18 protein-coding genes are annotated in these 21,829 nt (G+C 42.1%); 10 read left to right on the top strand and 8 right to left on the bottom strand.

Annotated elements, in window-relative coordinates:
• Nucleotides 1-37 precede the first annotated feature (37 nt).
• Complete coding sequence (gene pyk / locus AC1DQW_RS24775) at nucleotides 38-1,474, top strand: pyruvate kinase (protein ID WP_477456502.1); 1,437 nt, start codon at nucleotides 38-40, stop codon at nucleotides 1,472-1,474.
• A gap of 109 nt (nucleotides 1,475-1,583) precedes the next feature.
• Here the strand turns inward: pyk and AC1DQW_RS24770 are convergent, their stop codons facing one another.
• Together AC1DQW_RS24770 and AC1DQW_RS24765 are read right to left on the bottom strand one after the other, a co-directional pair.
• The gene (locus tag AC1DQW_RS24770; protein ID WP_477456501.1) at nucleotides 1,584-1,952 is read right to left on the bottom strand and encodes a hypothetical protein; all 369 of its coding nucleotides are present in this window, start codon (nucleotides 1,950-1,952) and stop codon (nucleotides 1,584-1,586) included.
• A 74-nt stretch (nucleotides 1,953-2,026) separates the two neighbouring features.
• Entirely contained in the window at nucleotides 2,027-2,899 is an 873-nt protein-coding gene (locus AC1DQW_RS24765; RefSeq protein WP_477456500.1) for a hypothetical protein, read from the bottom strand.
• Nucleotides 2,900-3,223: 324 nt separating this feature from the next.
• Between AC1DQW_RS24765 and AC1DQW_RS24760 the strand changes: the two genes are divergently transcribed.
• Complete coding sequence (locus tag AC1DQW_RS24760; RefSeq protein WP_477456499.1) at nucleotides 3,224-3,910, top strand: hypothetical protein; 687 nt, start codon at nucleotides 3,224-3,226, stop codon at nucleotides 3,908-3,910.
• A gap of 123 nt (nucleotides 3,911-4,033) precedes the next feature.
• Here AC1DQW_RS24760 and cysS read toward each other — a convergent pair whose 3' ends face one another.
• From cysS to mutL, 5 genes are all read right to left on the bottom strand, one after another.
• Nucleotides 4,034-5,497 (bottom strand): cysteine--tRNA ligase, encoded by a 1,464-nt coding sequence (gene cysS, locus AC1DQW_RS24755; RefSeq protein WP_477456498.1) that lies wholly within the window; start codon nucleotides 5,495-5,497, stop codon nucleotides 4,034-4,036.
• Between the two features lie 199 nt (nucleotides 5,498-5,696).
• The gene (locus AC1DQW_RS24750; protein WP_477456497.1) at nucleotides 5,697-6,812 is read right to left on the bottom strand and encodes an endonuclease/exonuclease/phosphatase family protein; all 1,116 of its coding nucleotides are present in this window, start codon (nucleotides 6,810-6,812) and stop codon (nucleotides 5,697-5,699) included.
• Nucleotides 6,802-7,677: a rhomboid family intramembrane serine protease gene (locus AC1DQW_RS24745; protein WP_477456496.1), complete on the bottom strand. Its 876-nt coding sequence runs from the start codon at nucleotides 7,675-7,677 to the stop codon at nucleotides 6,802-6,804. Before AC1DQW_RS24745 ends, AC1DQW_RS24750 begins: the two co-directional genes overlap by 11 nt.
• A 35-nt stretch (nucleotides 7,678-7,712) precedes the next feature.
• Complete coding sequence (locus tag AC1DQW_RS24740; RefSeq protein WP_477456495.1) at nucleotides 7,713-8,429, bottom strand: rhomboid family intramembrane serine protease; 717 nt, start codon at nucleotides 8,427-8,429, stop codon at nucleotides 7,713-7,715.
• Nucleotides 8,430-8,450: 21 nt separating this feature from the next.
• Nucleotides 8,451-10,310: a DNA mismatch repair endonuclease MutL gene (gene mutL, locus AC1DQW_RS24735; protein ID WP_477456494.1), complete on the bottom strand. Its 1,860-nt coding sequence runs from the start codon at nucleotides 10,308-10,310 to the stop codon at nucleotides 8,451-8,453.
• Nucleotides 10,311-10,519: 209 nt separating this feature from the next.
• Between mutL and AC1DQW_RS24730 the strand changes: the two genes are divergently transcribed.
• The 7 genes from AC1DQW_RS24730 to AC1DQW_RS24700 all read left to right on the top strand — a co-directional run bounded on the left by AC1DQW_RS24730 (nucleotide 10,520) and on the right by AC1DQW_RS24700 (nucleotide 19,653).
• Nucleotides 10,520-12,151, top strand: coding sequence for an amidohydrolase (locus AC1DQW_RS24730; protein ID WP_477456493.1), 1,632 nt, complete (start codon nucleotides 10,520-10,522; stop codon nucleotides 12,149-12,151).
• Nucleotides 12,138-13,955 (top strand): serine hydrolase domain-containing protein, encoded by a 1,818-nt coding sequence (locus tag AC1DQW_RS24725; RefSeq protein WP_477456492.1) that lies wholly within the window; start codon nucleotides 12,138-12,140, stop codon nucleotides 13,953-13,955. Before AC1DQW_RS24730 ends, AC1DQW_RS24725 begins: the two co-directional genes overlap by 14 nt.
• Nucleotides 13,956-14,555: 600 nt before the next feature.
• Nucleotides 14,556-15,122, top strand: coding sequence for a peroxiredoxin family protein (locus AC1DQW_RS24720; RefSeq protein ID WP_477417186.1), 567 nt, complete (start codon nucleotides 14,556-14,558; stop codon nucleotides 15,120-15,122).
• A 12-nt stretch (nucleotides 15,123-15,134) separates the two neighbouring features.
• The gene (locus AC1DQW_RS24715; protein WP_477456491.1) at nucleotides 15,135-17,321 is read left to right on the top strand and encodes a response regulator; all 2,187 of its coding nucleotides are present in this window, start codon (nucleotides 15,135-15,137) and stop codon (nucleotides 17,319-17,321) included.
• A gap of 357 nt (nucleotides 17,322-17,678) precedes the next feature.
• A complete protein-coding gene (locus AC1DQW_RS24710; RefSeq protein WP_477456490.1) occupies nucleotides 17,679-18,479 on the top strand; it encodes a helix-turn-helix domain-containing protein in 801 nt (266 codons plus the stop codon).
• 148 nt (nucleotides 18,480-18,627) lie between these two features.
• Entirely contained in the window at nucleotides 18,628-19,011 is a 384-nt protein-coding gene (locus AC1DQW_RS24705) for a VOC family protein (RefSeq protein WP_477403981.1), read from the top strand.
• Nucleotides 19,012-19,086: 75 nt separating this feature from the next.
• Complete coding sequence (locus AC1DQW_RS24700; RefSeq protein WP_477456489.1) at nucleotides 19,087-19,653, top strand: hypothetical protein; 567 nt, start codon at nucleotides 19,087-19,089, stop codon at nucleotides 19,651-19,653.
• A gap of 5 nt (nucleotides 19,654-19,658) precedes the next feature.
• On the opposite strand, the gene AC1DQW_RS24695 is transcribed toward AC1DQW_RS24700, so the two are convergent.
• A complete protein-coding gene (locus AC1DQW_RS24695; RefSeq protein WP_477456488.1) occupies nucleotides 19,659-20,081 on the bottom strand; it encodes a VOC family protein in 423 nt (140 codons plus the stop codon).
• Between the two features lie 122 nt (nucleotides 20,082-20,203).
• On the opposite strand from AC1DQW_RS24695, the gene bshA reads away from it, so the two are divergent.
• Entirely contained in the window at nucleotides 20,204-21,343 is a 1,140-nt protein-coding gene (gene bshA, locus AC1DQW_RS24690) for an N-acetyl-alpha-D-glucosaminyl L-malate synthase BshA (RefSeq protein ID WP_477456487.1), read from the top strand.
• The last annotated feature ends 486 nt before the right edge of the window (nucleotides 21,344-21,829 follow it).

Below are 21,829 nucleotides of genomic sequence, written 5' to 3'. Positions count from 1 at the left end.
CCTAATGTGAATACGTAGCCAGTTTAAACAGAACAATATGAAATTATATTATAATCGTACTAAGATTGTTGCCACCATGGGCCCGGCATCAGCTAAAAAAGAAGTTTTATTAGCCATGATAAAAGCCGGAGTAAACGTTTGTCGCCTTAATTTTTCGCACGGACGCCCGGAAGACCACAAAGCTGTTATTGATACCATAAGAGAGATTAACGAAGAATATAAGACCAATGTTGGCATATTGGCCGATTTACAAGGCCCCAAAATCCGCATTGGTTTGGTAAAAGATGGCGGTATTCACTTGGTTAACGGAACACATATTAAAATTACTACCCAGGAATGTATTGGTAATGATGAGCAGATCTACATTACTTATGATACCTTTCCGCAGGATGTACAGGCAGACGAAATTATTTTGCTTGATGATGGCAAGTTGCAGTTAAGGGTTCTTGAAACGAACAGACTGGATACAGTTATATGTGAAGTTGTACACGGTGGTATTTTAACATCACGTAAAGGCGTTAACCTGCCAAACACCAAAGTATCTATCCCAAGCTTAACCGAAGAAGATTTGATCAACCTGCAGTTTGCATTAAAATATGATGTGGAGTGGATAGGCTTATCTTTTGTGCGCACCGGCCAGGATATTATTGAACTAAAACAAATTATTGCCCAAAGCGGGAAAGCTGCAAGGGTTATAGCCAAAGTTGAAAAACCCGAAGCCATTGATAATATAGATGAAATTATTGCCGCAACAGATGGCGTAATGGTAGCCCGTGGCGATCTTGGCGTTGAAATGCCTTTGGAAGAAGTTCCATTGCTTCAAAAAATGATTGCCCGTAAATGCCGTGCAGCCTCAAAACCGGTAATTGTTGCAACCCAGATGCTGGAGTCAATGATAACTACCCCCCGCCCAACACGTGCCGAGGTTAACGATGTAGCCAACTCTGTATTGGATGGCGCTGATGCAGTGATGCTAAGCGGTGAAACATCTGTTGGCGAGTTCCCGGTGATAGTTATTGAAACAATGGCTAAAATTGTGCGTAACGTTGAAGAATTGGGTTATAACTTTAATTCATCTAAAGAAGTAAATGCCGATCCTGCCTCACCTGATTACCTGAGCAATACGGTGTGCGAGTCCGCAGTGCATCTTGCACAAAATAGCAACGCTGTAGGTATTGTATCTATGACAACTTCTGGTTACACCGCATTCCAAATCTCGAGCCACAGGCCCAAAGCAAGTACTTACATATTTACTGCAAACAAGCAATTGCTAAACGCGCTTAGCCTGGTATGGGGTGTTCGCTCTTTCTATTACGATAAGCTGGAAAGTACTGATAATACTATAAGCGATGTAAACAACATCCTTAAAGCGGCAGAGCTGATTAAAATAGGCGATGTGGTGATAAACACAGCTGCAGTGCCTATTATTAAACAAGGTAAAACCAATATGCTTAAAGTGAGTGTTATTGAATAATTAATAAACTTTTAGCTTAATATATAAAAAGCGGGTTATGCTAAGGTATGATCCGCTTTTTTTTTGCTCTTTTCAAATGCAATGCTCATAATTAACGATAGCCGGTAGATTACCTGCCAAACTCCTGTACCCAAATGGTATTATATCTTGCGGCTCCAAAATCTACATATAAGCTATCCATCATTGCTTTACAATGATCTTCGCTTTTTTTCCAGGCATGATCCGCTGGGTGATATGTGGTTAAAATAATAATTAACAAACATATCTTTTGTGTGTGCAGTAGCGGCGGCTTCCTGATTATTGTTCCATTTAACCGGAGGAACGGGCGACATATAAACAGTACCACAGGTGCAGCCTGTGCTTCTTCATTAACAGCTGCCAGCATTTCGGCATGTACATCATCAGTAGCTATGTTGTCCTTTTTGCAGCTACACAAAGCAAGGCAAAATGTAAAATGCAATGGTTTTTTTGCAGGCATACTTAAAATAAAAGGCAAAAAAAACAGCGATAGAGTTTACTCATCGCTGTTTTTAATGTCATTAATCTTAGTCCTTATTCGTTTTCAATAGCCGAAAATACTTCCAGCAGAATATTCCATTTTTTTGATTGATCAATTTCCCATATGCGCACATAGTTGTAGTTACTCACTACATTGCCTTTTGTAATGCGTGCATGGCCATAGCTGTAGGCCAGGTCATTGCTTGTAGAACGACCCGCGTCAATGGTTTCGGCAGATATGCTGATGGCCTGGTTATTTATAAATTTCATGATCACATCTGGTCCGGTCATTGGTTCAAATCCAGGGAAATAGTAGCGGCCTTCTGGACTCAAAAACTCTTTATAACTGGCCAATGCCGATAGCGTTAGCGAGTGATTAAATATTTTATCTGTATTTACAATAACACTTTTTGCTGTGAAAGGGTCTTTGCTCGGCTCAGATTTTGAGGAGGCATCAGGGTCTTTAAAATCAGTAACTGCCTTTTCTTCCGGCTCGGGGTGTTGTATCCCAAGATCAATTAATAATTTTAATTTATTATTATCATCAACGTCGGCACGCCAGATGGAAACATAATCACCATAAACCTTATCATCCTCGGTTTTGCCATTTTGATAAATATATGGCCCGGCGGTAAACGCAAGATCGCCGTTGGCAGATATGCGGGCAAATTTTGGAAGCCAACTCAGTTTGCCGGGCTGCTTATCAATGCTATTATAAAAATCGACGATTTTCACAGCATCCGGTTTAAATACAATACCGTCGGAAGCGGCAACGGCCAAAAAACCATCCTTTATTCCTTTACGCTCAACTAATTTATTAAAGTCTTCTTCGGCGGTAACAACCTTACTTACTTTAACCGGTGACGACTGCGCTAAAGCAAAAAAGCTATAGCTCATAAATGTGGCGGCTAATAATATTTTCTTCATGTTTTAATAAGATTTTGGTAGGGCAATTTAGTAATAAATTTTAAGTCGGTAATGCAATGTAAATTGCCGCAAAATATGAATAGTTTTATACTATTACCTGTTTTTGTGTTTAATATGAAACGAAAACGATTATATTTAATTGTGGCCGGATGAGTTTAATAAAATAAAATTCGTGTTCATCATGTTGATTTGTTGTGTAGTTTTACAGGTGTTTAGCCACGTAAAGCAGCCCGTTGTTGCCCGTTGAAGTATACAAGCCAATAATATGCATAATGTTTTGTTTAAAAAACGCGTTATGCCAATTGCGTATAAAATTACCTTATTATGAAGATATCCCTTTTTAGTTTTTGTGTAGCTGGCTTGTTGGTGAATTGTTTTTTTGCAAATGCACAAACGCAGATGTTAAACGATAACCAGGGCAAGCCCGTTATGGAGCAGCTTTATATTGATGTTGAAGGTAGTCCATACCTCGCCGCAAACTGGTTTCCGGGTGCCGTTAGCCTGGTTAGCGGCAAAACTATGCTGGCAAAACTCAAATATGACCTGATAAAGGATGAACTTTTATTTCAAAGCCCCGGGGATTCATTGGCACTGGCCTTTGTTGAACCTGTTAAAAGCTTCCGTTTTGATACGTTTGGAATACCGGAAAGCAATCTTTTGCCTTTAGTATTTAGTAATGGCTACCCCGCTGTTGATGAGCAAACACCAACCTCGTTTTACCAGGTAATTGCTGATGGTAAGGTCAAAGTGTTAAAACGTTATAAAAAGGTGATTCATTCAGATCAGGTTTTTAACTCAGCAACAGTAACAAAAACTTTTGCGTTAAAGGATGCTGTTTATTACTTGTTAAAGGATAATAAACTTGCTAAGTTTAAGCCAGTGCAAAAAAATGTAATGGCTGCCTTAAGTGATAAAGGGGAGAATGTTCGGGCGTTTATTATAAGTAATAAAATTGATTTTAAAAGTGATAGAGACCTGGCTAAGCTGTTTAATTATTACAACTCTTTGTAGGTAGCGTCAGGGGTTAAGAAAATATTCCTTTTGTTCCTTGCTTCATTATGTCGCAAACAGCAATCAAAAGGAGAGGCGAAGACAAATATTTATCCTCGCCTCTTAATCCCTTGGTTCTATATATCAGCTTTTGCTCCAGAGTGTACCGTCTTTACTATCCTTTAGCTGAAATCCAACCTTTGATAAACCCTCACGGATCTTGTCGCTTGTGGCGTAGTCTTTATTGGCTTTAGCTTCATTCCTGAGTTCAACTATCAGGTTCAACACCTTTGGCAGATCATCGTTATCGGCTTGCTCATCTTTTAAACCCAGTACATCCAATACAAAGGTGTGCATGAGGTTTTTAAGCAGCTCCAGGTTTGCTTCATTTATCTTCATTTTACCATCATTTACCGAATTGATGATCCTCGATGCCTCAAATAGTTCGGCAATTAATACCGGGCTATTAAAATCATCATTCATGGCCGCGTAGCAGCGTTGCAATAGCGGTTCAATTTCAATTTCGGTACCGGCAGATACCTTTAGCCCATTAAGAAGGGCATAGGCATTCATCAAGCGCCTGAAACCCTTTTCAGATGCCTCCATAGCTTCATTCCCAAAATCAAGTGTGCTGCGATAATGGGCCTGCAGCATAAAAAACCTAACGGTCATGGGGCTGTAGCCTTTATTCAGGATAGAGTTTTCGCCACTAAAAAGTTCATGCGGTAAAAAACTATTGCCTAATGATTTTGACATTTTTTGGCCGTTAACGGTAAGCATATTGGTATGCACCCAGTAATTGGCCGGGTTTTTACCGCAGCAGGCAACGTGCTGAGCTATCTCGTTGGTATGATGCGTAGGTACCAGGTCAAGGCCGCCGCCATGGATATCAAACTGATCTCCTAAATATTTCTGGCTCATGGCCGAGCACTCTAAATGCCAGCCCGGGAAACCTACGCCCCATGGCGAAGGCCACTTCATCAGGTGCTCGGGTTTGGCTTTTATCCACAGTGCGAAATCAAGCTTGCCATGTTTTTCCTGTTGGCCGCCCAGTGTACGGGTGTTGTTCATCAGGTCTTCTAAATTACGGCCGCTTAATACACCATAATCCCTGGTTTTGTTATATTTTTCAACGTCGAAATAAACTGAGCCATCCACCTCGTAGGCATATCCTTTTTCAAGTATCACCTTTACCATCTCTATCTGTTCAACAATATGGCCGGTAGCGGTTGGCTCAATACTTGGTGGTAGCGTATTGAGTATCTGCATTACTTCATGAAAACCTACTGTGTACTTTTGTACAATTTCCATAGGCTCCAGTTGGGCAAGCTTTGCTTTTTTTGATATTTTATCTTCTCCTTCGTCTCCTGCATCGCCCTCCAGGTGGCCGGCATCGGTTACATTACGCACATAACGCACCTTGTAGCCCAGGTGATTGAGGTAGCGAAACATCAGATCGAAAGATATATAAGTACGGCAATTACCCAAGTGTACATCGCTGTATACAGTGGGACCACACACGTACATGCCCACATGTGGGGCATTAAGTGCTTTAAATTCTTCTTTTTTGCGGGATAAAGTGTTGTAAACAAACAAATTTTGTTTCATGAGGGCAAACTTACGATTTTTTCAATTTTAAGCTAATGTCGGCCATCTGAATATTAAAGCTTACAAGTATATGATAGTTGCCGAAAAAGAGAATTACCGGTGCAGCAAATGCGTAAAAGTATACTGAGGCTGATAGCCGATGCACTGTTTGGGCTAATCGCAAACATAAACCCGGTCGATGCTCTTTTACATACTTTTACTAATTCAATATTAAATCACTACGAAGCGGAAAATGGTCTGATAGTTTTTTTTCTATGATCTGGTACGATGCCACATCAAATTGTGGGTTCACCATAATATAATCTATCTGGTAGTTAGGGAAATCGCCATTATAGGTGCGCCCAAAACCCGATCCCTTTTCGCGGAAAGCGTTTTTGAGCCCTTTTGCCATTTGGTTTACAGCGAAGGATGTGGGCGTATCATTAAAATCGCCGGATATAATGTAGGGATAAGGGCATAGTGCGGCATGGGCTTTAACTTTAAACACCTGCTCGCTGCGTTTTATAAATGCTATTTTTAATTTACCACCCAGCCTTCTGGTTGATTGCATGTCCGTTTTCCCTTTTTTTGATACACTATCCAGGTATTTATAATCCGAGGGGTTAAATTTTATGGATTGCAAATGAACACTATAAACTCTGAAAATCTTTTTGCCTTTTTTTACATCGATGTATAAACACTGGTTTGATGAGGTTTTATCGTTAGACAAGCGGATCATTCCCTTAGCTATTATAGGGAATTTTGAAAAAATGGCCATACCAATACTTTCCTGGTTACTAATAGTAAATGGCTCAAAATAAAAGTTGTTAACCCCTAAAATTTTAACAATAGAATCCCGCATATCATACTGGCCCTTGTTCCGGGTATAAAACTCCTGGAAGCCGATAACATCGGGCTGCTGACTGGTAATGAGGGCTAATATTTCATGCTTGGTAGAAACATCGTTTTTTGCCCCATATCGTTTAAAATTATGAACATTATAGGTCATGATACGCACAGCATTAGATCCGGGCACAGGCGTATAGGATGAGGCGGCACGAAAGCCGATATTGTTGTTTAGCGTACCCCAGCCAATTAGTATAGTTACCAGCGAAAATGCGAACTGCAAACGCCTGCGAAGCAGCCAGTAAACCATAAGGATAACATTAAGTAACAGCAGAGGTGGATAGGCCAACCCAAAAAAAGCAATCATCCAGATTTTTTGAGGGTTGACGTATGGCGCAAAATAGCTGATAACTAAAGCAAAACAAAGAAGCAGGTTTATCCATAAAATAACTTTATCAATAAAACTTAACCTGCTTTTTTTATTTTTCATTCTTGCTTGCGCGAGCTAAAGTTTCTTTCTCCTGTCTGCTCAGGCTATCAACACCCGATTGTGAAATTTTATCTAATATACGGTCAATTTCGTCCTGACGGGGATACTCTATGCTGTTTTTACCGGTAATATTATGTACTACCTTTAATTTTGACTTTGATTTGAATAAACTGGCTATCCATGTAATCCAATCATGCCCCTTTTGAAGCTGTTTAACGTAGATGAACCCAAACAATGCCCCGCCCAGGTGAGCTATTTCGCCGCCCGCGTTTGGACCAACGGTGCCCAAAAAGTCAATCACCAGGATAACAAATACCAGCCATTTTAATTTTACCGGGCCAATAAACATTAATGATATATGGTAGTTAGGTAATAAAGTAGCTGTGGCTACAACAATGGCCATAACGCTGGCCGATGCACCAACTATTGTACTGCCTATGGCCGCATGTATATTGGTAAACGCTGGTAAAAAATTTAAGCATAATAAATAGGCAAGGGCGCCGGCCAGGCCACCCATAATGTATAAGCCTATAGTGCGTTTGTTACCCAGATACTCTTCAAATATTTGGCCCATCCAATATAGCCACAACATATTAAACAGGATATGCAATATGCCGGCATGCATGAACATGTAGGTTAAGGGTGTCCAAAAATGGGTTAATAGTTTTGGGAAATAGGCAGGAAGCAGCAGGTATTCATTACTGTAAAAAAGTATTAGGCTATTACCAAATCCCGTAAAAAATTGCTCAATAACAGCTGTTGCATATACAGCCAGGAAAACAATTACATTGATGCCAATGAGCAGGTTGAGCTTATTGCCCGACCGCAGCATTTTATAGTGGAGATTTTGCCAAAGGGTGCTCATAAAAATGTACCGTTATTTATTGATAACTCTTGTTGTTAATATAAATTGTTGGGTCGTTCCATTCGCCAAACTTTTAATATAATATAGCCAAATAATGCCCCACCAAGGTGCGCGAAATGAGCAACAGAGTCCCCTGCAAACTGCCCAAACCCGCTAAATAATTCTATTAGAATATAGCCTGTAACCAAATATTTGGCTTTAACCGGTACGGGAATAAATAGTATCATCATTTCCACATTGGGGAATAGGAACCCAAAGGCAAGTAATAGCCCAAATATTGAGCCAGATGCACCTAAAGTTGCCCCGCCGTATATTTCCCTTAACTTGTTAAAACCCTCCAGGTTAACATATGGCGAAAGATCGCCGTTGGCAATGGTAAAAGTGCCTATTACTCCGTGTACCTCAATGGCCTGTACCAGCATTTGTAAGGCTAATGCACCAATACCTGTTATAAAATAGTATTGCAAAAAGCGCTTGGAACCCATGGTATACTCCAGGGTTGGGCCAAAAATGTACAAGGCAAACATATTGAAAAAAATATGTGAAATACCGGCATGCATAAACATGTAAGTAATAATTTGCCATGGATGAAATAACGGAGAATTAAAATAAAACGCTGATAGCCATGTAATAAGGTCTATTCCGAGTCTGGCGAATACATACGTTCCTATAAAAAACAAAACATTAATGATCAACAGGTTTTTTACAACCGGCGTAATATTTGAAAATGGTGATTGACTGTATCGGTTCATAGTATAATTAAAGCCCCTGGGCTATTTTTCAAAGCGTTCCATTAATTCGGTCATTGTAAAGGTACTGATTACGGGCTTACCGTTCAATGCCTGGTTGGGCATTTGGCAGGCAAAAAGCTGGTCAATAAGCTGGTTCATTTCCTCTAATGATAATTTGGTTCCGGTTTTAATAGCAGCGTTGCGTGCTAATGATCTTGCCAGGTTATCCCGCTTATCTACTTTTAAAATGGCCAAATTGTTTTTAAAGCCTTCTAACAAATGCTCAAGCAGTTCATGCTCGTCTACATTGTTTAGTTCGGCGGGTACACCTTCAACAACCACCGTGTTTTTTCCAAACTCGCGGATATCAAACCCAAGCGCTTTTATATCGGGCAAAAGTTCCCTTAATAACTCAAAATCGCTTCCATTTAATGTTACCGATTGCGGAAACAGGCTTTGCTGGCTCACCCCGGAGTGATTTTGCAATTGCTGTAAAAAACGCTCGTACAAAATGCGCTCATGGGCGGCCTGCTGCCCTATCAGCATAAAACCCGATTTAATTTGTGAGAGGATGAATCTGTTGTGGATCTGAAACAATTGCCGCTCGCTTGGCTTACTTACTTCCTGCTCATCAACAGCAATGCTTTTTTCCCCATGCATTTGTTGTTGCAGGCTGGTTTCCTTTTTGCTGATCTCGTATAGGGTATCCCAATTGCCTGGTATAGGGCTGCTTTTGTAATTGCCACTATCTCTTAAAAACGGGTGCTGTTCGCGGGGTATTTTTTTCTCGGCAGCAAAGGGGTTAAAATCAGGGTTGAAAGATATGGTAGGCGCAACTATCTCCTCAAATGGTTTTGGGGTGATGAGGTGCTCGATGCTGTTCTCCTGGTCAAAATCCAAACTGGGGGTAATGTTGTATCTGCCCAAAGAACGTTTTACTGCCGAGCGGATAATGGCGTAAATGGCCTTTTCGTCCTGGTATTTAATCTCGGTTTTAGTAGGGTGTACATTAATATCAATTTTTGATGGATCAATATCGATGAACAATACATAAAAAGGGTAACAATCATCAGGTAACAACTCCTCGAATGCTGTAAGCACGGCATGGTTTAGGTAAGCATCGCGGATAAAACGGTAGTTCACAAAAAAGAACTGCTCGCCCCTTGTTTTGCGCGCAAACTCGGGCTTGCCAACAAAACCGCGTAATTTGATGATGGTAGTATCCTCTTCAACCGGCACCAGTCTTTGGTTATAATTATTCCCGAATAAATGAACAATGCGTTGTTTAAGCGCGGCGCCCGGCAAATGATAAACTTCCTGCCCGTCATGATGCAGGGTAAAAAATATCTGAGGATTGGCTAAGGCTACCCGTTGAAATTCATCGATGATATGGCGCATCTCTACCGGGTTGCTTTTTAAAAAGTTACGGCGGGCAGGGGTATTATAAAATAAGTTTTTTATAGAGATGGATGTACCGGTATCAGCAGAGCATGCTTCCTGGCTTATCACTTCTGATCCTTCAATAAAAATGCAGGTACCCAGCTCATCCTCGTGGCGGCGGGTTTTTAGCTCAACCTGGGCAATGGCGGCTATGGATGCCATCGCCTCGCCTCTGAAACCCATGGTGCGGATGGCGAACAGATCTTCGGCCTTACGTATTTTTGAGGTGGCATGGCGCTCAAAGCACATGCGGGCATCGGTAATGCTCATGCCGCAGCCATCATCAATTACTTGTATCAATGATTTCCCTGCATCTTTTATAATGAGCTGTATTTTGCCGGCCCCGGCATCGATGGCGTTTTCAACTAATTCTTTTACCGCAGATGCAGGTCGTTGCACCACCTCGCCGGCGGCAATCTGGTTGGCAACGGCGTCTGGTAAAAGCTGTATAATATCTGACATTTAAAAAAATTCCCTTCAATTTCGTTTTCGATGCTAAATTAAATATTTGAAGGCATAACTTTATGATTTGATAATTGTATATAAACAGGATGACAGAATAAAGATAAAAGAGCAAAGACAAAGATCATAAAGCATTTACTATTAGCTGTTCCGGTTTCCCGTCCTTGTTCTTTGCTCTTTAATCCATCATCTTCAAAAGAGCTATCTATATGAAGAAATTATTGCCGGCGCTGCTGCTTTTGGTCGCAGCCTGCAAACAAAAAGAGTACAATGCCGATCTTTTAATAAAAAATGCCGTTGTTTATACCGTCGACAGCGCCTTTACTACTGCTAATGCATTTGTGGTAAACCATGGTAAAATTGTAGCCGTTGGCAATGCCGATACACTGGAACAAAAATACCTGGCCCATGAGGTGATTGATGTTCAGGGGGCTGCCGTTTACCCTGGTTTTATTGATGCACATGCCCACTTTTATGAATATGGCCTTGGCTTACAGGAAGTGAACCTTGATGGAACCAAAAGCTGGAACGAGGTTGTGGATTCGGTGGGGGCTTACTCTGCCCGTAACACCGATGGTTGGATCATAGGTCGTGGCTGGGATCAAAACGATTGGACAAAAAAACAATTTCCGGATAAAGCCAGGCTCGATAGCATGTTCCCGGTAAGGCCGGTGATACTTAGCCGTGTTGACGGACATGCGATAATTGCCAACCAGGCAGCTTTAAATATTGCCGGGGTAAAAGCCGGCCAAACCATTAATGGCGGCGAAATTGAAACCATTAATGGCAAACTTACGGGTATATTGGTTGATAATGCCATGGGTATTGTTACGCGCAAAATACCCGAACCGACCGCCCCTATTGTGGAGAACGCGTTGTTATCGGCACAGAAAAACTGTTTCGCGGTTGGACTGACAACGGTTGATGATTGTGGATTGCCCTATACTATGATCAGCACCATTGCCGATCTGCAGCATAAGGGATTATTAAAAATGCGCATGTACGTAATGCTGGCCGACAGGCAGGAGAATTACGACTATCTATTTAAACGGGGCGTATTTAAAACCCCCGGCCTTAATGTAAGGGGATTTAAGGTTTATGCCGATGGCGCTTTGGGCTCAAGAGGCGCATGCCTGTTAAAACCTTATGCGGATAAAAAAAGCTGGAGCGGCTTTTTGTTGAGCAGCCAGGCTCACTTCGGGGAGGTGGCCAAAAAGATTGCCGGAAAAGGTTTCCAGATGTCTACCCATGCTATTGGTGACTCGGCCAACCGGGTGATCCTGAAAATTTACGCCTCGGTTTTAAAAGGGAAAAATGACTTGAGGTGGAGGGTTGAACACGCGCAGGTAATAGCCCCCGAAGATGTTAAATACTTTGGCGACAATAACATTATCCCATCTGTACAGCCTACTCATGCTACATCAGATATGTATTGGGCGGGTAAACGTTTAGGTGCCGAAAGGTTAAAATCGGCCTATGCTTACAAGACATTATTAAAGCAGAATGGCTGGATCCCTTTAGGGACAGATTTCCCGGTAGAGAATATTAACCCCATGTATACGTTTTATGCTGCGGTGGAGCGAAAGGATCTGAAGGGTTTCCCTGCGGGTGGCTTTCAGCCAGAGAATGCTTTAAGCAGGACAGAAGCTTTAAAAGGTATGACCATTTGGGCCGCAAAAGCCAATTTCGAAGAAAAGGAAAAGGGCAGTATCGAACCTGGTAAATATGCCGACTTTGTGATATTGGATAAGGATATCATGAAAGTAAAGGGAGCCGAACTGCCAACTGTTAAAGTGATTAAAACCTATATAAACGGAGTAAAAGTATATGATAAAAAATAAATGGGGTTGTGTTTCCTTAGTGTTGTTGGGGTTTGCATTATTTAATACGGCTTGTGCGCAAAACCCGCCCCTTACTGGTAAAAATTATGTTGCAGAGGAAAGATTGGTTCAAAATTCTACCGTTCTGCTCAACAATGCCCAATACCTCATTCCACTACAAAAACTGGAAGACCTTAAAATAGCCAGCGTTCATTTTACCAACCAATATGCTGCAACCTTTGATAGCCTGTTAAATAAATATACCAGGGTACAGGCTTTTGACGGTAACGGCTACACAGGGAATAAAACGTTTAATGACCTGGCTGCCGACCTTAAATGGTACAATACCATTATACTACAGGTAAACGACGCCGATTTGAGCAACCCGCAGCTGATAGATTTTATCAGCACCAATCAAAAAATAAAGAACGTGATAGTGGCCGCATTTGGCTATGGCCCAATGTTAACCAGGCTGAATAATGTTACTGTACCCGTGATATGGACAGAGAGGGTAACATCTGTTTCGGCATCCTATGCGGCCCAGGCAATATTTGGAGGTGTCCCCATTACCCAAAAGTTAACCAAAACTTATTCCCCGGTTTATAGTAAGGGTATGGGATTTGTTTCTGATAAAATAAGGCTGCAATACAGCGTGCCCGAAGATGCAGGTATTAATTCTGATAATTTACTGGAGATTGACAGGATAGCGCGCGAGGCCATGACCCAGCGCGCTACACCTGGTTGCGTTGTGTTAGTTGCCAAAGATGGCAAGGTAATATTTAACAAAGCTTATGGCTACCATACCTATGAAAATGCCATGCCCGATAAGCTGACAGATATATTCGACCTGGCATCCATGACCAAGGTTTCGGCTACTACGGTTGAAGCTATGCAGCTGGTTGACCAGGGTAAATTAAGTATAGAAAGCACCTTAGGCGATTATATTCCGCTTGCCCGCAGGAGTAATAAAAACAACATCAAGGTACGCGAGATCCTGCTGCACCAGGCAGGACTGATACCGGATATTCAGTCTTTTGAAAGGGTGCAGCCATCGGATCATAGTACCGATTCGTCAACGGCTTATCCAACCAAAGTATCAGAGCATTACTTTTTGCGGAAAGACTACTATAAGGATGTCATGCTGCCCGAGATGCTAAACTCCCCAATAAAAACACCTGGGCAATATGTATATAGTGATGTAAGCATGCTGTTTATGCAGGAAGTGGTAGAAAGCATTACTTCCATCCCCGAAAATGTGTATGTGCAGCAGCAGTTTTACAACCCCCTGGGAATGCAAACCGCGGGCTTTTTGCCCTTGTACAGGTTTAGCCCGGCACAGATAGTGCCTACCGAAAACGACCAGGAATACCGTCAAAGCTTGCTGGATGGTTATGTGCATGACCCTACCGCGGCCCTTAAAGGCGGAGTGGCCGGTCATGCCGGTTTATTTGCCAGTGCCAATGATGTAGCCATACTGTACCAGATGTTGCTGAACAAAGGCACCTACGGTGGGGTACAATACTTTAAACCCGAAGTGGTTGACCTGTTCACTTCAAAACAATCGCCGGTTAGCAGGCGGGGGTTGGGTTTCGACAGGTGGGACCCGATTGCCGACAGGCATTACCCTTCAAAACTGGCATCGCCGCAGGCCTATGGCCATACCGGTTTTACAGGCACCTGCATTTGGGTTGACCCTAAGTACAACCTGGTTTATATATTCCTGAGTAACAGGGTACATCCAAACGTGAGTAGTAAATTGGGCAGCCTCAACATACGGCCAAGGATCCAGGATGTGGTTTATGAGGCGATAGGAAAAGGGATGTAGGGATTTCGATTTTTAATTTGGACCCCGGCAAGACCTTGCCAGTACCATGCAAAAAGGACGTGAAAAACATATTCTTACAAATACCCTCGGGGCTACTTGTGAAGTTGTTTCCATATCCGTTCATTCCCCTTTCCACTACCTTTAACGCCCATACCGGGAGAATAATAAAAGATTGGATAAGTTTTGTAAAGTCATAGCCTATTATTATACAGTTTTATACAACATTTATACAACATGTTTACAGTTTTGTAATAAGTATTGACGGGTAAAGAGTTAAATTACATATTTGACAAGCTTTAGTTAATAGTGAGGGGGATTAGGTGCAGATCTAATTCCTCTCCTTATCCACTTTTATCCCCTCCAAAGCGAAGGCCAACAATTTCGCATAGACTCAACCCTTATTCCTAATCCGAGATCGAACATTCCAATTCCAAAATGAAGGATTGTTTTGTACCTCCCGATGCTGCACTGAGAATATCCAAATCGGAACATCTCAATTCCAAAATGAAGAATTTAATGATTACAACCTTTTAATAATATATCCGTACTAATACGGAAAGAAAGGCTGAGATGAAGAAGTGGATAGTCATAATTTGGTTAATGATCCTTCTTTCCGCGGTGGGTGTATTGTTTTGGTATAACGAATGGGTGTACCAATTACCCACTCCTGTACCTAAAAACTACAAAGCGGTTAGTCAGGGTAAGTTTATTAAATTAAGCGGGCCATTAAACAGTTACCATAGTAAACCTCTTTTTCTCCATTTCTTTAATCCGGAGTGCCCCTGCTCAAGATTTAATATTAAAACGTTCAGATCGCTGGTAAAGCAATATGGCAGCGAGGTAGATTTTGTAGTGATTGTGATGAGCAAAAAAACCTTTACTGTTGAAGCTATACAGGATAAATTTAATTTAAATATACCTGTTTTGTCCGATACGACTATAGCCACTACCTGCGGGGTTTATTCTACGCCGCAGGCGGTCCTGTTAGATGCACAGCACAAATTATATTACAGAGGAAATTATAACAGCAGCCGATATTGTACCGACGAAAAAACAAGTTACGCCAAAATAGCAATAAAAGGCCTGCTGCATGATAACGCTAAAATGCTTTTCGACCAGCTGGCATTACGGGCTTATGGCTGTCAGCTGCCGCATTGCACCAATTAATAAGTATTAATTATGAACAACTATCCTGAGGCTGCCAATAACCCGGTTCATGATTTTCTTTTTGAAGTAAAAGAAAGATCAGATGGTTTAATGAATTACTTTCTGATAAGTTATTTTTTAGGAGGACTGGTATTTGCCTGGTACTATGATACGTGGCTAATAGCAATTGGGGTGGGCGGGCTTTCGCTACTTGCCTATTATTCTGTAAAAATAGCCTTGCCCGATTCCTGCCTGTATCAGTACGTATTAAGTGTGGTATTAGGTATTTTTATGGCCCAGTTTATTTACCAGATGCATGGGCTGTTTGAAATGCATTTTGTTGCTTTTATCAGCAGCGCCATACTTATTACCTACCAAAAATGGAGACTGCAGATTCCCATAGTAATTGTAGTGGTTTTGCATCATGCAATCTTCAGTTACCTGCAGAACACCGGCTTTACCAAAATTTATTTCAGCCGGCTGGATTATTTTGACTTGCAGACTTTTATTATTCATATTCTGTTGGCCGCTGTGATATTTTTTATTTGCGGATTGTGGGCATATCAACTCAAAAAATATAACGAAATACAGAAACGGAATGAAGAAGCCCTTGAAGATTCCAATCATCAATTAAGAAAATTTAACCTGGAGCTTGAAAAGGCCCGCAATGATGCCGACCAGGCCAACCAGGCTAAGAGCATATTCCTGGCTACTATGAGTCATGAAATTCGCACCCCAATGAACGGGGTGATAGGGATGTCGGCCCTGTTGGGAGAAACCCCCTTAACAGAAGAGCAGCGGATGTTTAACGAAACCATTAGTACCTGTGGCGAAACATTGATAAATGTGATTAATGATATTTTAGATTTTTCCAAAATAGAATCCGGTAAACTGGAGCTCGAAACAGATGATTTTGATTTGCGGAAATGCATCGAAGACGCACTTGATATTTTTGGCACCAAAGCCGCCAAAACCGGGCTGAACCTTGTTTATCAAATACACGATAATGTACCCTTGCAAATTGTGGGAGATCATTTACGGTTAAGGCAAATTTTAACTAATCTGGTGGGCAACGCAATGAAGTTTACAGAGCGGGGCCAAGTTTGTGTATTTGTTCATTTGGAAAAAACGGGGTTAGATGGACAAATGGAATTAAGGTTTGATATACAGGATACCGGCATTGGTATACCGCAAGATAAATTAAACCGCTTGTTTAAAGCATTTTCGCAGGTGGATTCATCCACTACACGTAAGTATGGTGGCACGGGCTTAGGCCTGGCTATCTCCGAAAAACTGGTTGGTTTAATGGGCGGACAGATCAGCGTAATAAGTAAGCCTGGCCATGGGTCTACTTTTTCGTTTACGGTTAATACCCATGCAGCAACCCGGGTACAGATACCTTATACCCTGTATAGCATGGCCGAGCAGGAAGGTAAGACGATACTGGTGGTTGATGATAACGAAACCAACCTAATCATTTTGAAACACCAGTTTGAACATTGGAAGTTAAAACCGCTATTAGCCGGCAGCGGCGAAGAGGCCCTGGCTATCTTATCTGCAAACGCGGATACAGACCTGGTAATTACCAATATGCAAATGCCCGGCATGGATGGGGCGATGCTGGCAGCACGCATCCGCGAAAAATATCAGCACATTCCCATTATCCTGTTGAGCTCTATTGGCGAAGAATTTAAAAGCGATTTGCGTAAACGTTTTGTTTCAATTTTAACCAAGCCGGTTAAACAACATATATTAAGCAAACAGATTCTTAATGCGTTACAGCATTACACTCCGCTGCAGGAGGAAACGTTTGTACATAATAAACTGTCGTCTGATTTTTGCGAACAGTTTCCGTTTGCTATACTGATTGCAGAAGATAACCAAATGAATCAGCATGTGATTATGCATATTTTGCATAAAATGGGCTACCACCCCGACCTTGTTGAAAACGGGCAAGAGGCCGTTGAAGCAGCCAACCAAAAGGATTATGGTTTGATTTTGATGGATATGCAAATGCCGGTTATGGATGGGCTGGAGGCAACCCGGATTATTCGCCGGACAGTTGTAAAGCAGCCTGTTATTATTGCACTGACTGCCAATGCGCTGGAGGGAGAAAAAGAAAGATGCTTGAAAGCGGGAATGGATGATTATATCAGTAAGCCTGTTAAACCGGAAGAACTGATGAATAAGTTTGAAAAATGGTATGTAACCGCGAATTGAACGAAATGTGAGATGTGCAGGTAGGTGCTGTTGAGGGCTTCGCCGTTTAAAAATTTAAATATGTATATAATTTAGATGTACGGGATTTTGTCATCCTGAACGATAGTGAAGGATCTACTCCGCCATGCTTCTTCGCCCTGTACAGTCTGCGAACAGATCCTTCACTATCGTTCAGGATGACAAATCTTTTATAATGTCATTCCCATTCAGAGCCCCCCGGATTTTAGCTCTCGCAATAACCCGTGGGAGGGGATGCTAAAAGACAATTGCCAATCTAAAAATCAAAAATTAACCTTAATTTTAAATTAATAAATCTGAACAAACGAAGCCCTCAACGAAGTTAATCCGAAATCAAAAATGCGCTACTACACTATCTCTCCACCCGATATATTAAAACCTTATGTGAGGTTTTTTTGGGTGCTGGAGCATGAGCTTACAGTGGATGAGCCGGAATATGTTTACAGGTCTATAGCCGATGGCTGTACCGAGATGGTGTTTCATTACCGCGCCACCTTTGATGAGCTAACGGATAGCGGCCAGAATGCAGGTCCATCGGGTATTCAATTTCAATCAAGCAGGTACAGGAGGTTTGTAACCAGGCAGAGTTTTGGCATTTTTGGCGCCTATATTTATCCATTCGCTGTACCCCGCTTTTTCCGCATCCCCAGTAGTGAGACGAGTAACCTTGCCCTGGATTATGATACATTTTTAGGCAGGCCCGGTCGCGAACTGGAAGAGCAGATGATGCTTGCCCCGGATAATTATCAACGGGTCCGGATTTTAAGCGATTTTTTAACAGACAGGTTGCAGTGTAGCACCCCAAAAGACGACCGCGTAGTTACCTCTATAAGGCAAATAATCCACTCCAACCAAAACAAAACTGTTGCACAGCTGGCTCATGCATTTAACCTATCGGTAAGGCAATTCGACAGGCGGTTTAAGGAATATGCAGGTTTTAGCCCCAAAACCTACCTGCGCCTGGTGCGCCTGCATGATGCTATACAACAATACAGCAGCAACAAATCATTAACACAAATAGCGCTCGACTGCGGATACTACGATCAATCGCATTTTATACATGATGTAAAGGCTTTTACCGGCTATCATCCCGGCTTTTATTTTTCGGGGAAAGCGGAAGGGTTTATAAGTCTGAAGTGAAAAGTCAAAAAGAAGGCGTCCTGAGCTGTCGAAGGATGCGCGCCGGACCCGTGACAGTTAAAAATCGAAAATCCTAAATTAAAAGATGTCCGGTTTTTACAATTTTGCTTATACCCGGCGCCCTACATTTGTTTAAAAACAAACCGAAATGGAAACTGTAAAAAACCTCCCCGAAAATTATCAGCGTATTATGCCTTACCTTATTATAAAGGATGGGGCTAAATTTATTGAGTTTATGCAAAATGTTTTTGATGCCACGGAGCAATATAAACACATGCGCGATGAAACAACCATTATGCATGCCGAGATAAATATCAAAGGCAGCACCATTATGTTTGCCGATTGTACCGATACCTATGCCCAACAAAATGCCGGGCTGTTTATTTATGTAGATAGCTGCGACGAAACCTACCAAAAAGCCCTTGATAACGGTGCCGAAAGTGTTATGCCCCCAGCCGACCAGCCCTATGGCCGCAGTGCCGGGGTTAAAGATCCGTTTGGAAATACCTGGTGGGTTACTAATGTGCTGTAGTTGGCGCAAATGAATTGAACAAAATATTATTATGGAAATTAAGGCATAACCGCATCTTGTATTAAATTTAATTTTATGATGATGAATCTTAGCTACCTTGCATTTAAAAAAGGGCTTGCATCTATACTGCTTTGCTTAAGTACTGTGCTTGCTATGGCGCAAACAGATACAGTTTACCGGCACTTACCGGATGCAAGGGAGCGAACACCCTTGTATGTAATAAATAACCATATTATTGGCAGCGGCCTAAACATTAACCCTAATGATATTGAGGCCATCAACGTTTTTAAGGGCACGGAAAATATTCCGCCGCAGTTCAGGAACCTTTCTAAAGATGGAATTTTATTCATAAACCTTAAAAAAGGAATTGAAATAAAAACGCGGTCGTTTAAAGAAATTAAAGATTGGCTGGATATAAAAGAAGATGTTAGGTTTGCTGTAGATGGTTTTTATGTAGATGACATGAGCCTGGTGGTAGCCACATCAGCTATTTGCCAGTTGGAAGTGATCAAAAAGCAGCAGCAAAACAAATCAGTCCCCGATGTGATCAACATCTGGACGCTGGAACCCGGTGCAAGAAAAGGTGATGTGTCGGGAGCGCCGCATCCCACAGGTAAACCGGGCGAGATCTATATCAGGTAAGCAAACTACAATACCTGGTTAAATTCCAGTCGTTCGCCATCCGGCCCGGTGATGTTAAAGTATTTACAGCCGTTTTGCCAGAATTGCAGAAAAACCGGGGCCGGTTCTATCACATTGAAACCTGCTTCGGATATTATTTTAAAAGCTTCGTTGATATCGTTTACATCAAAAGCCACATGATCTATGTGGCCGTTGCCGCGGGCTTTTATCCCGGCCAGGTCTGCTTGGGGTAGCTGGTATAGCTCCATGATCATGTTGCCGCGCTGCATCATAATGCAGGTGCCGGTACCACCCTTATCTTTAAACGGGGCCTCCATTACATTGCTGAAACCAAGCCGGCTGTAAAATTGTTGCGAGGCGGATAGATCCGTTACCGGTATGCCTATGTGCTGTATGGCGTTGATTGTTAAATTAATAGCGTTATTCATAGTAGGCAGTATTTGCTGATAATTAGTTTATAGAAGTAACCTAACGAAGTTAAATGATTTTACACAGTGTTAACACATTTGCCATAAATTGCTGTTAAACTTGCATCGAAAATCAACTATAAATGAAGATCGGAATTGTTTGTTACCCAACCTTTGGCGGAAGCGGGGTTGTTGCTACAGAACTTGGTAAAGCCCTTGCAGATCGCGGTCACCAGGTACATTTTGTTACCTATAACCAGCCAGCAAGGTTAGACCTCTTTTCCGAAAACCTGTTTTACCACGAGGTATCGGTAAGTAACTATCCCCTGTTTGATTTTCCGCCCTATGAGCTGGCGCTGGCCAGCAGGCTGGTTGATGTGGTACGCTTTGAAAAGCTGGATGTGCTGCACGTTCACTATGCTATTCCGCATGCATCAGCGGCGTTTATGGCCAAGCAGATCCTCATGACTTACGGTATATATATCCCGGTAGTTACCACCCTGCACGGCACGGATATTACGCTGGTTGGTAAAGACCATACCTTTAAACCGGTGGTTACCTTCTCTATCAATAAATCCGACGGCGTAACCGCTGTATCCGAAAACCTGCGTGAAGACACCTATAAGTTTTTTGAGATCGAAAACGATATTAAGGTGATCCCTAACTTTATCGATCTGAACCGTTTCAGTCTTAAAGCCAAAGATCATTTCAAAAGAGCAATAGCGCCGTTCGGCGAAAAAATATTGGTACATACCTCCAACTTCCGCAAGGTAAAACGTACCGAGGATGTGGTGAAAATATTTGCCAAAGTTATTAAAACCATCCCATCAAAGCTCCTCATGGTAGGCGATGGGCCGGAACGCTCTGGCTGCGAGCAATTGTGCCGCGATCTTGGTGTTACCGATAACGTACGCTTTTTGGGGAAGCAGGATGCCATTGAAGAGATCCTGTCGGTAGCCGACTTGTTCCTGATGCCATCGCAATCAGAAAGTTTTGGTTTGGCAGCCTTAGAGGCCATGGCCTGCAAAGTACCCGTAATAAGCAGTAACGCCGGTGGTTTGCCCGAGCTGAATGTTGACGGTGAAACCGGTTTCCTGCGGGATGTGGGCGACATAGAGGGTATGGGCGAAAGAGCGATCTATATCCTTGAAGATGAAGCCCGCCTGGAAACTTTCAAAGAAAACGCCCTTGCCCGCGCCAAACTGTTCGACCTGGCCACTATATTGCCGCTTTATGAAAACTACTACATGGAAGTAATTGAGAAGTGTAAGGATAAGGTGTAGCCTCCCAAGGTATTAACCATGTCACGAGTACCCACCAGCTGGAAAAAGCAGTAATGACATTGCGGCAAATGGGGCTGTTGTAGAGACGCATAATTGCGTCTCCCGCAGGACATTCAGGATTTGCAAGGCCGATTTACAAGATCAATTTGCATGTGTGATTTGCAGGCGGGAGACGCAATTATGCGTCTCTACGTTGAAAACCAAAAAAACACATTTGATAATCAGTAGCTTACAACTATGTCATTGCCTTTGGTCTAACAAAAGAAAAAACAATAAAGATTGCTGTTGTTAGAATGGGGGGTGCAGGGGGGTGTTAAGAACTAAAAACTTTGTGGAAAACGTTATTGTAAAAGGCAGGGTGAACTTTTGTCATTGCTAGTCTAAAGGACTTAAACTCGTATTAGTTCCCTGCCTTTTATGATTGCCCAAGGCCCAGCTATAATACTTTCTTTGTACCATCAAAGGTTATTGGCAAAAGGCAATCTT

The sequence above is a fragment of the Mucilaginibacter sp. P5_A4 genome, assembly GCF_056400605.1.
This window is presented reverse-complemented; position numbering and strand designations above follow the sequence as displayed.

What these genes read in the sequence shown, in the direction of transcription:
- pyk (WP_477456502.1), top strand. Translation starts at nt 38, where the DNA reads ATGAAATTATATTATAATCGTACTAAGATTGTTGCCACCATGGGCCCG.
- AC1DQW_RS24770 (WP_477456501.1), bottom strand. Translation starts at nt 1,952, where the DNA reads ATGCCTGCAAAAAAACCATTGCATTTTACATTTTGCCTTGCTTTGTGT.
- AC1DQW_RS24765 (WP_477456500.1), bottom strand. Translation starts at nt 2,899, where the DNA reads ATGAAGAAAATATTATTAGCCGCCACATTTATGAGCTATAGCTTTTTT.
- AC1DQW_RS24760 (WP_477456499.1), top strand. Translation starts at nt 3,224, where the DNA reads ATGAAGATATCCCTTTTTAGTTTTTGTGTAGCTGGCTTGTTGGTGAAT.
- cysS (WP_477456498.1), bottom strand. Translation starts at nt 5,497, where the DNA reads ATGAAACAAAATTTGTTTGTTTACAACACTTTATCCCGCAAAAAAGAA.
- AC1DQW_RS24750 (WP_477456497.1), bottom strand. Translation starts at nt 6,812, where the DNA reads ATGAAAAATAAAAAAAGCAGGTTAAGTTTTATTGATAAAGTTATTTTA.
- AC1DQW_RS24745 (WP_477456496.1), bottom strand. Translation starts at nt 7,677, where the DNA reads ATGAGCACCCTTTGGCAAAATCTCCACTATAAAATGCTGCGGTCGGGC.
- AC1DQW_RS24740 (WP_477456495.1), bottom strand. Translation starts at nt 8,429, where the DNA reads ATGAACCGATACAGTCAATCACCATTTTCAAATATTACGCCGGTTGTA.
- mutL (WP_477456494.1), bottom strand. Translation starts at nt 10,310, where the DNA reads ATGTCAGATATTATACAGCTTTTACCAGACGCCGTTGCCAACCAGATT.
- AC1DQW_RS24730 (WP_477456493.1), top strand. Translation starts at nt 10,520, where the DNA reads ATGAAGAAATTATTGCCGGCGCTGCTGCTTTTGGTCGCAGCCTGCAAA.
- AC1DQW_RS24725 (WP_477456492.1), top strand. Translation starts at nt 12,138, where the DNA reads ATGATAAAAAATAAATGGGGTTGTGTTTCCTTAGTGTTGTTGGGGTTT.
- AC1DQW_RS24720 (WP_477417186.1), top strand. Translation starts at nt 14,556, where the DNA reads ATGATCCTTCTTTCCGCGGTGGGTGTATTGTTTTGGTATAACGAATGG.
- AC1DQW_RS24715 (WP_477456491.1), top strand. Translation starts at nt 15,135, where the DNA reads ATGAACAACTATCCTGAGGCTGCCAATAACCCGGTTCATGATTTTCTT.
- AC1DQW_RS24710 (WP_477456490.1), top strand. Translation starts at nt 17,679, where the DNA reads ATGCGCTACTACACTATCTCTCCACCCGATATATTAAAACCTTATGTG.
- AC1DQW_RS24705 (WP_477403981.1), top strand. Translation starts at nt 18,628, where the DNA reads ATGGAAACTGTAAAAAACCTCCCCGAAAATTATCAGCGTATTATGCCT.
- AC1DQW_RS24700 (WP_477456489.1), top strand. Translation starts at nt 19,087, where the DNA reads ATGATGATGAATCTTAGCTACCTTGCATTTAAAAAAGGGCTTGCATCT.
- AC1DQW_RS24695 (WP_477456488.1), bottom strand. Translation starts at nt 20,081, where the DNA reads ATGAATAACGCTATTAATTTAACAATCAACGCCATACAGCACATAGGC.
- bshA (WP_477456487.1), top strand. Translation starts at nt 20,204, where the DNA reads ATGAAGATCGGAATTGTTTGTTACCCAACCTTTGGCGGAAGCGGGGTT.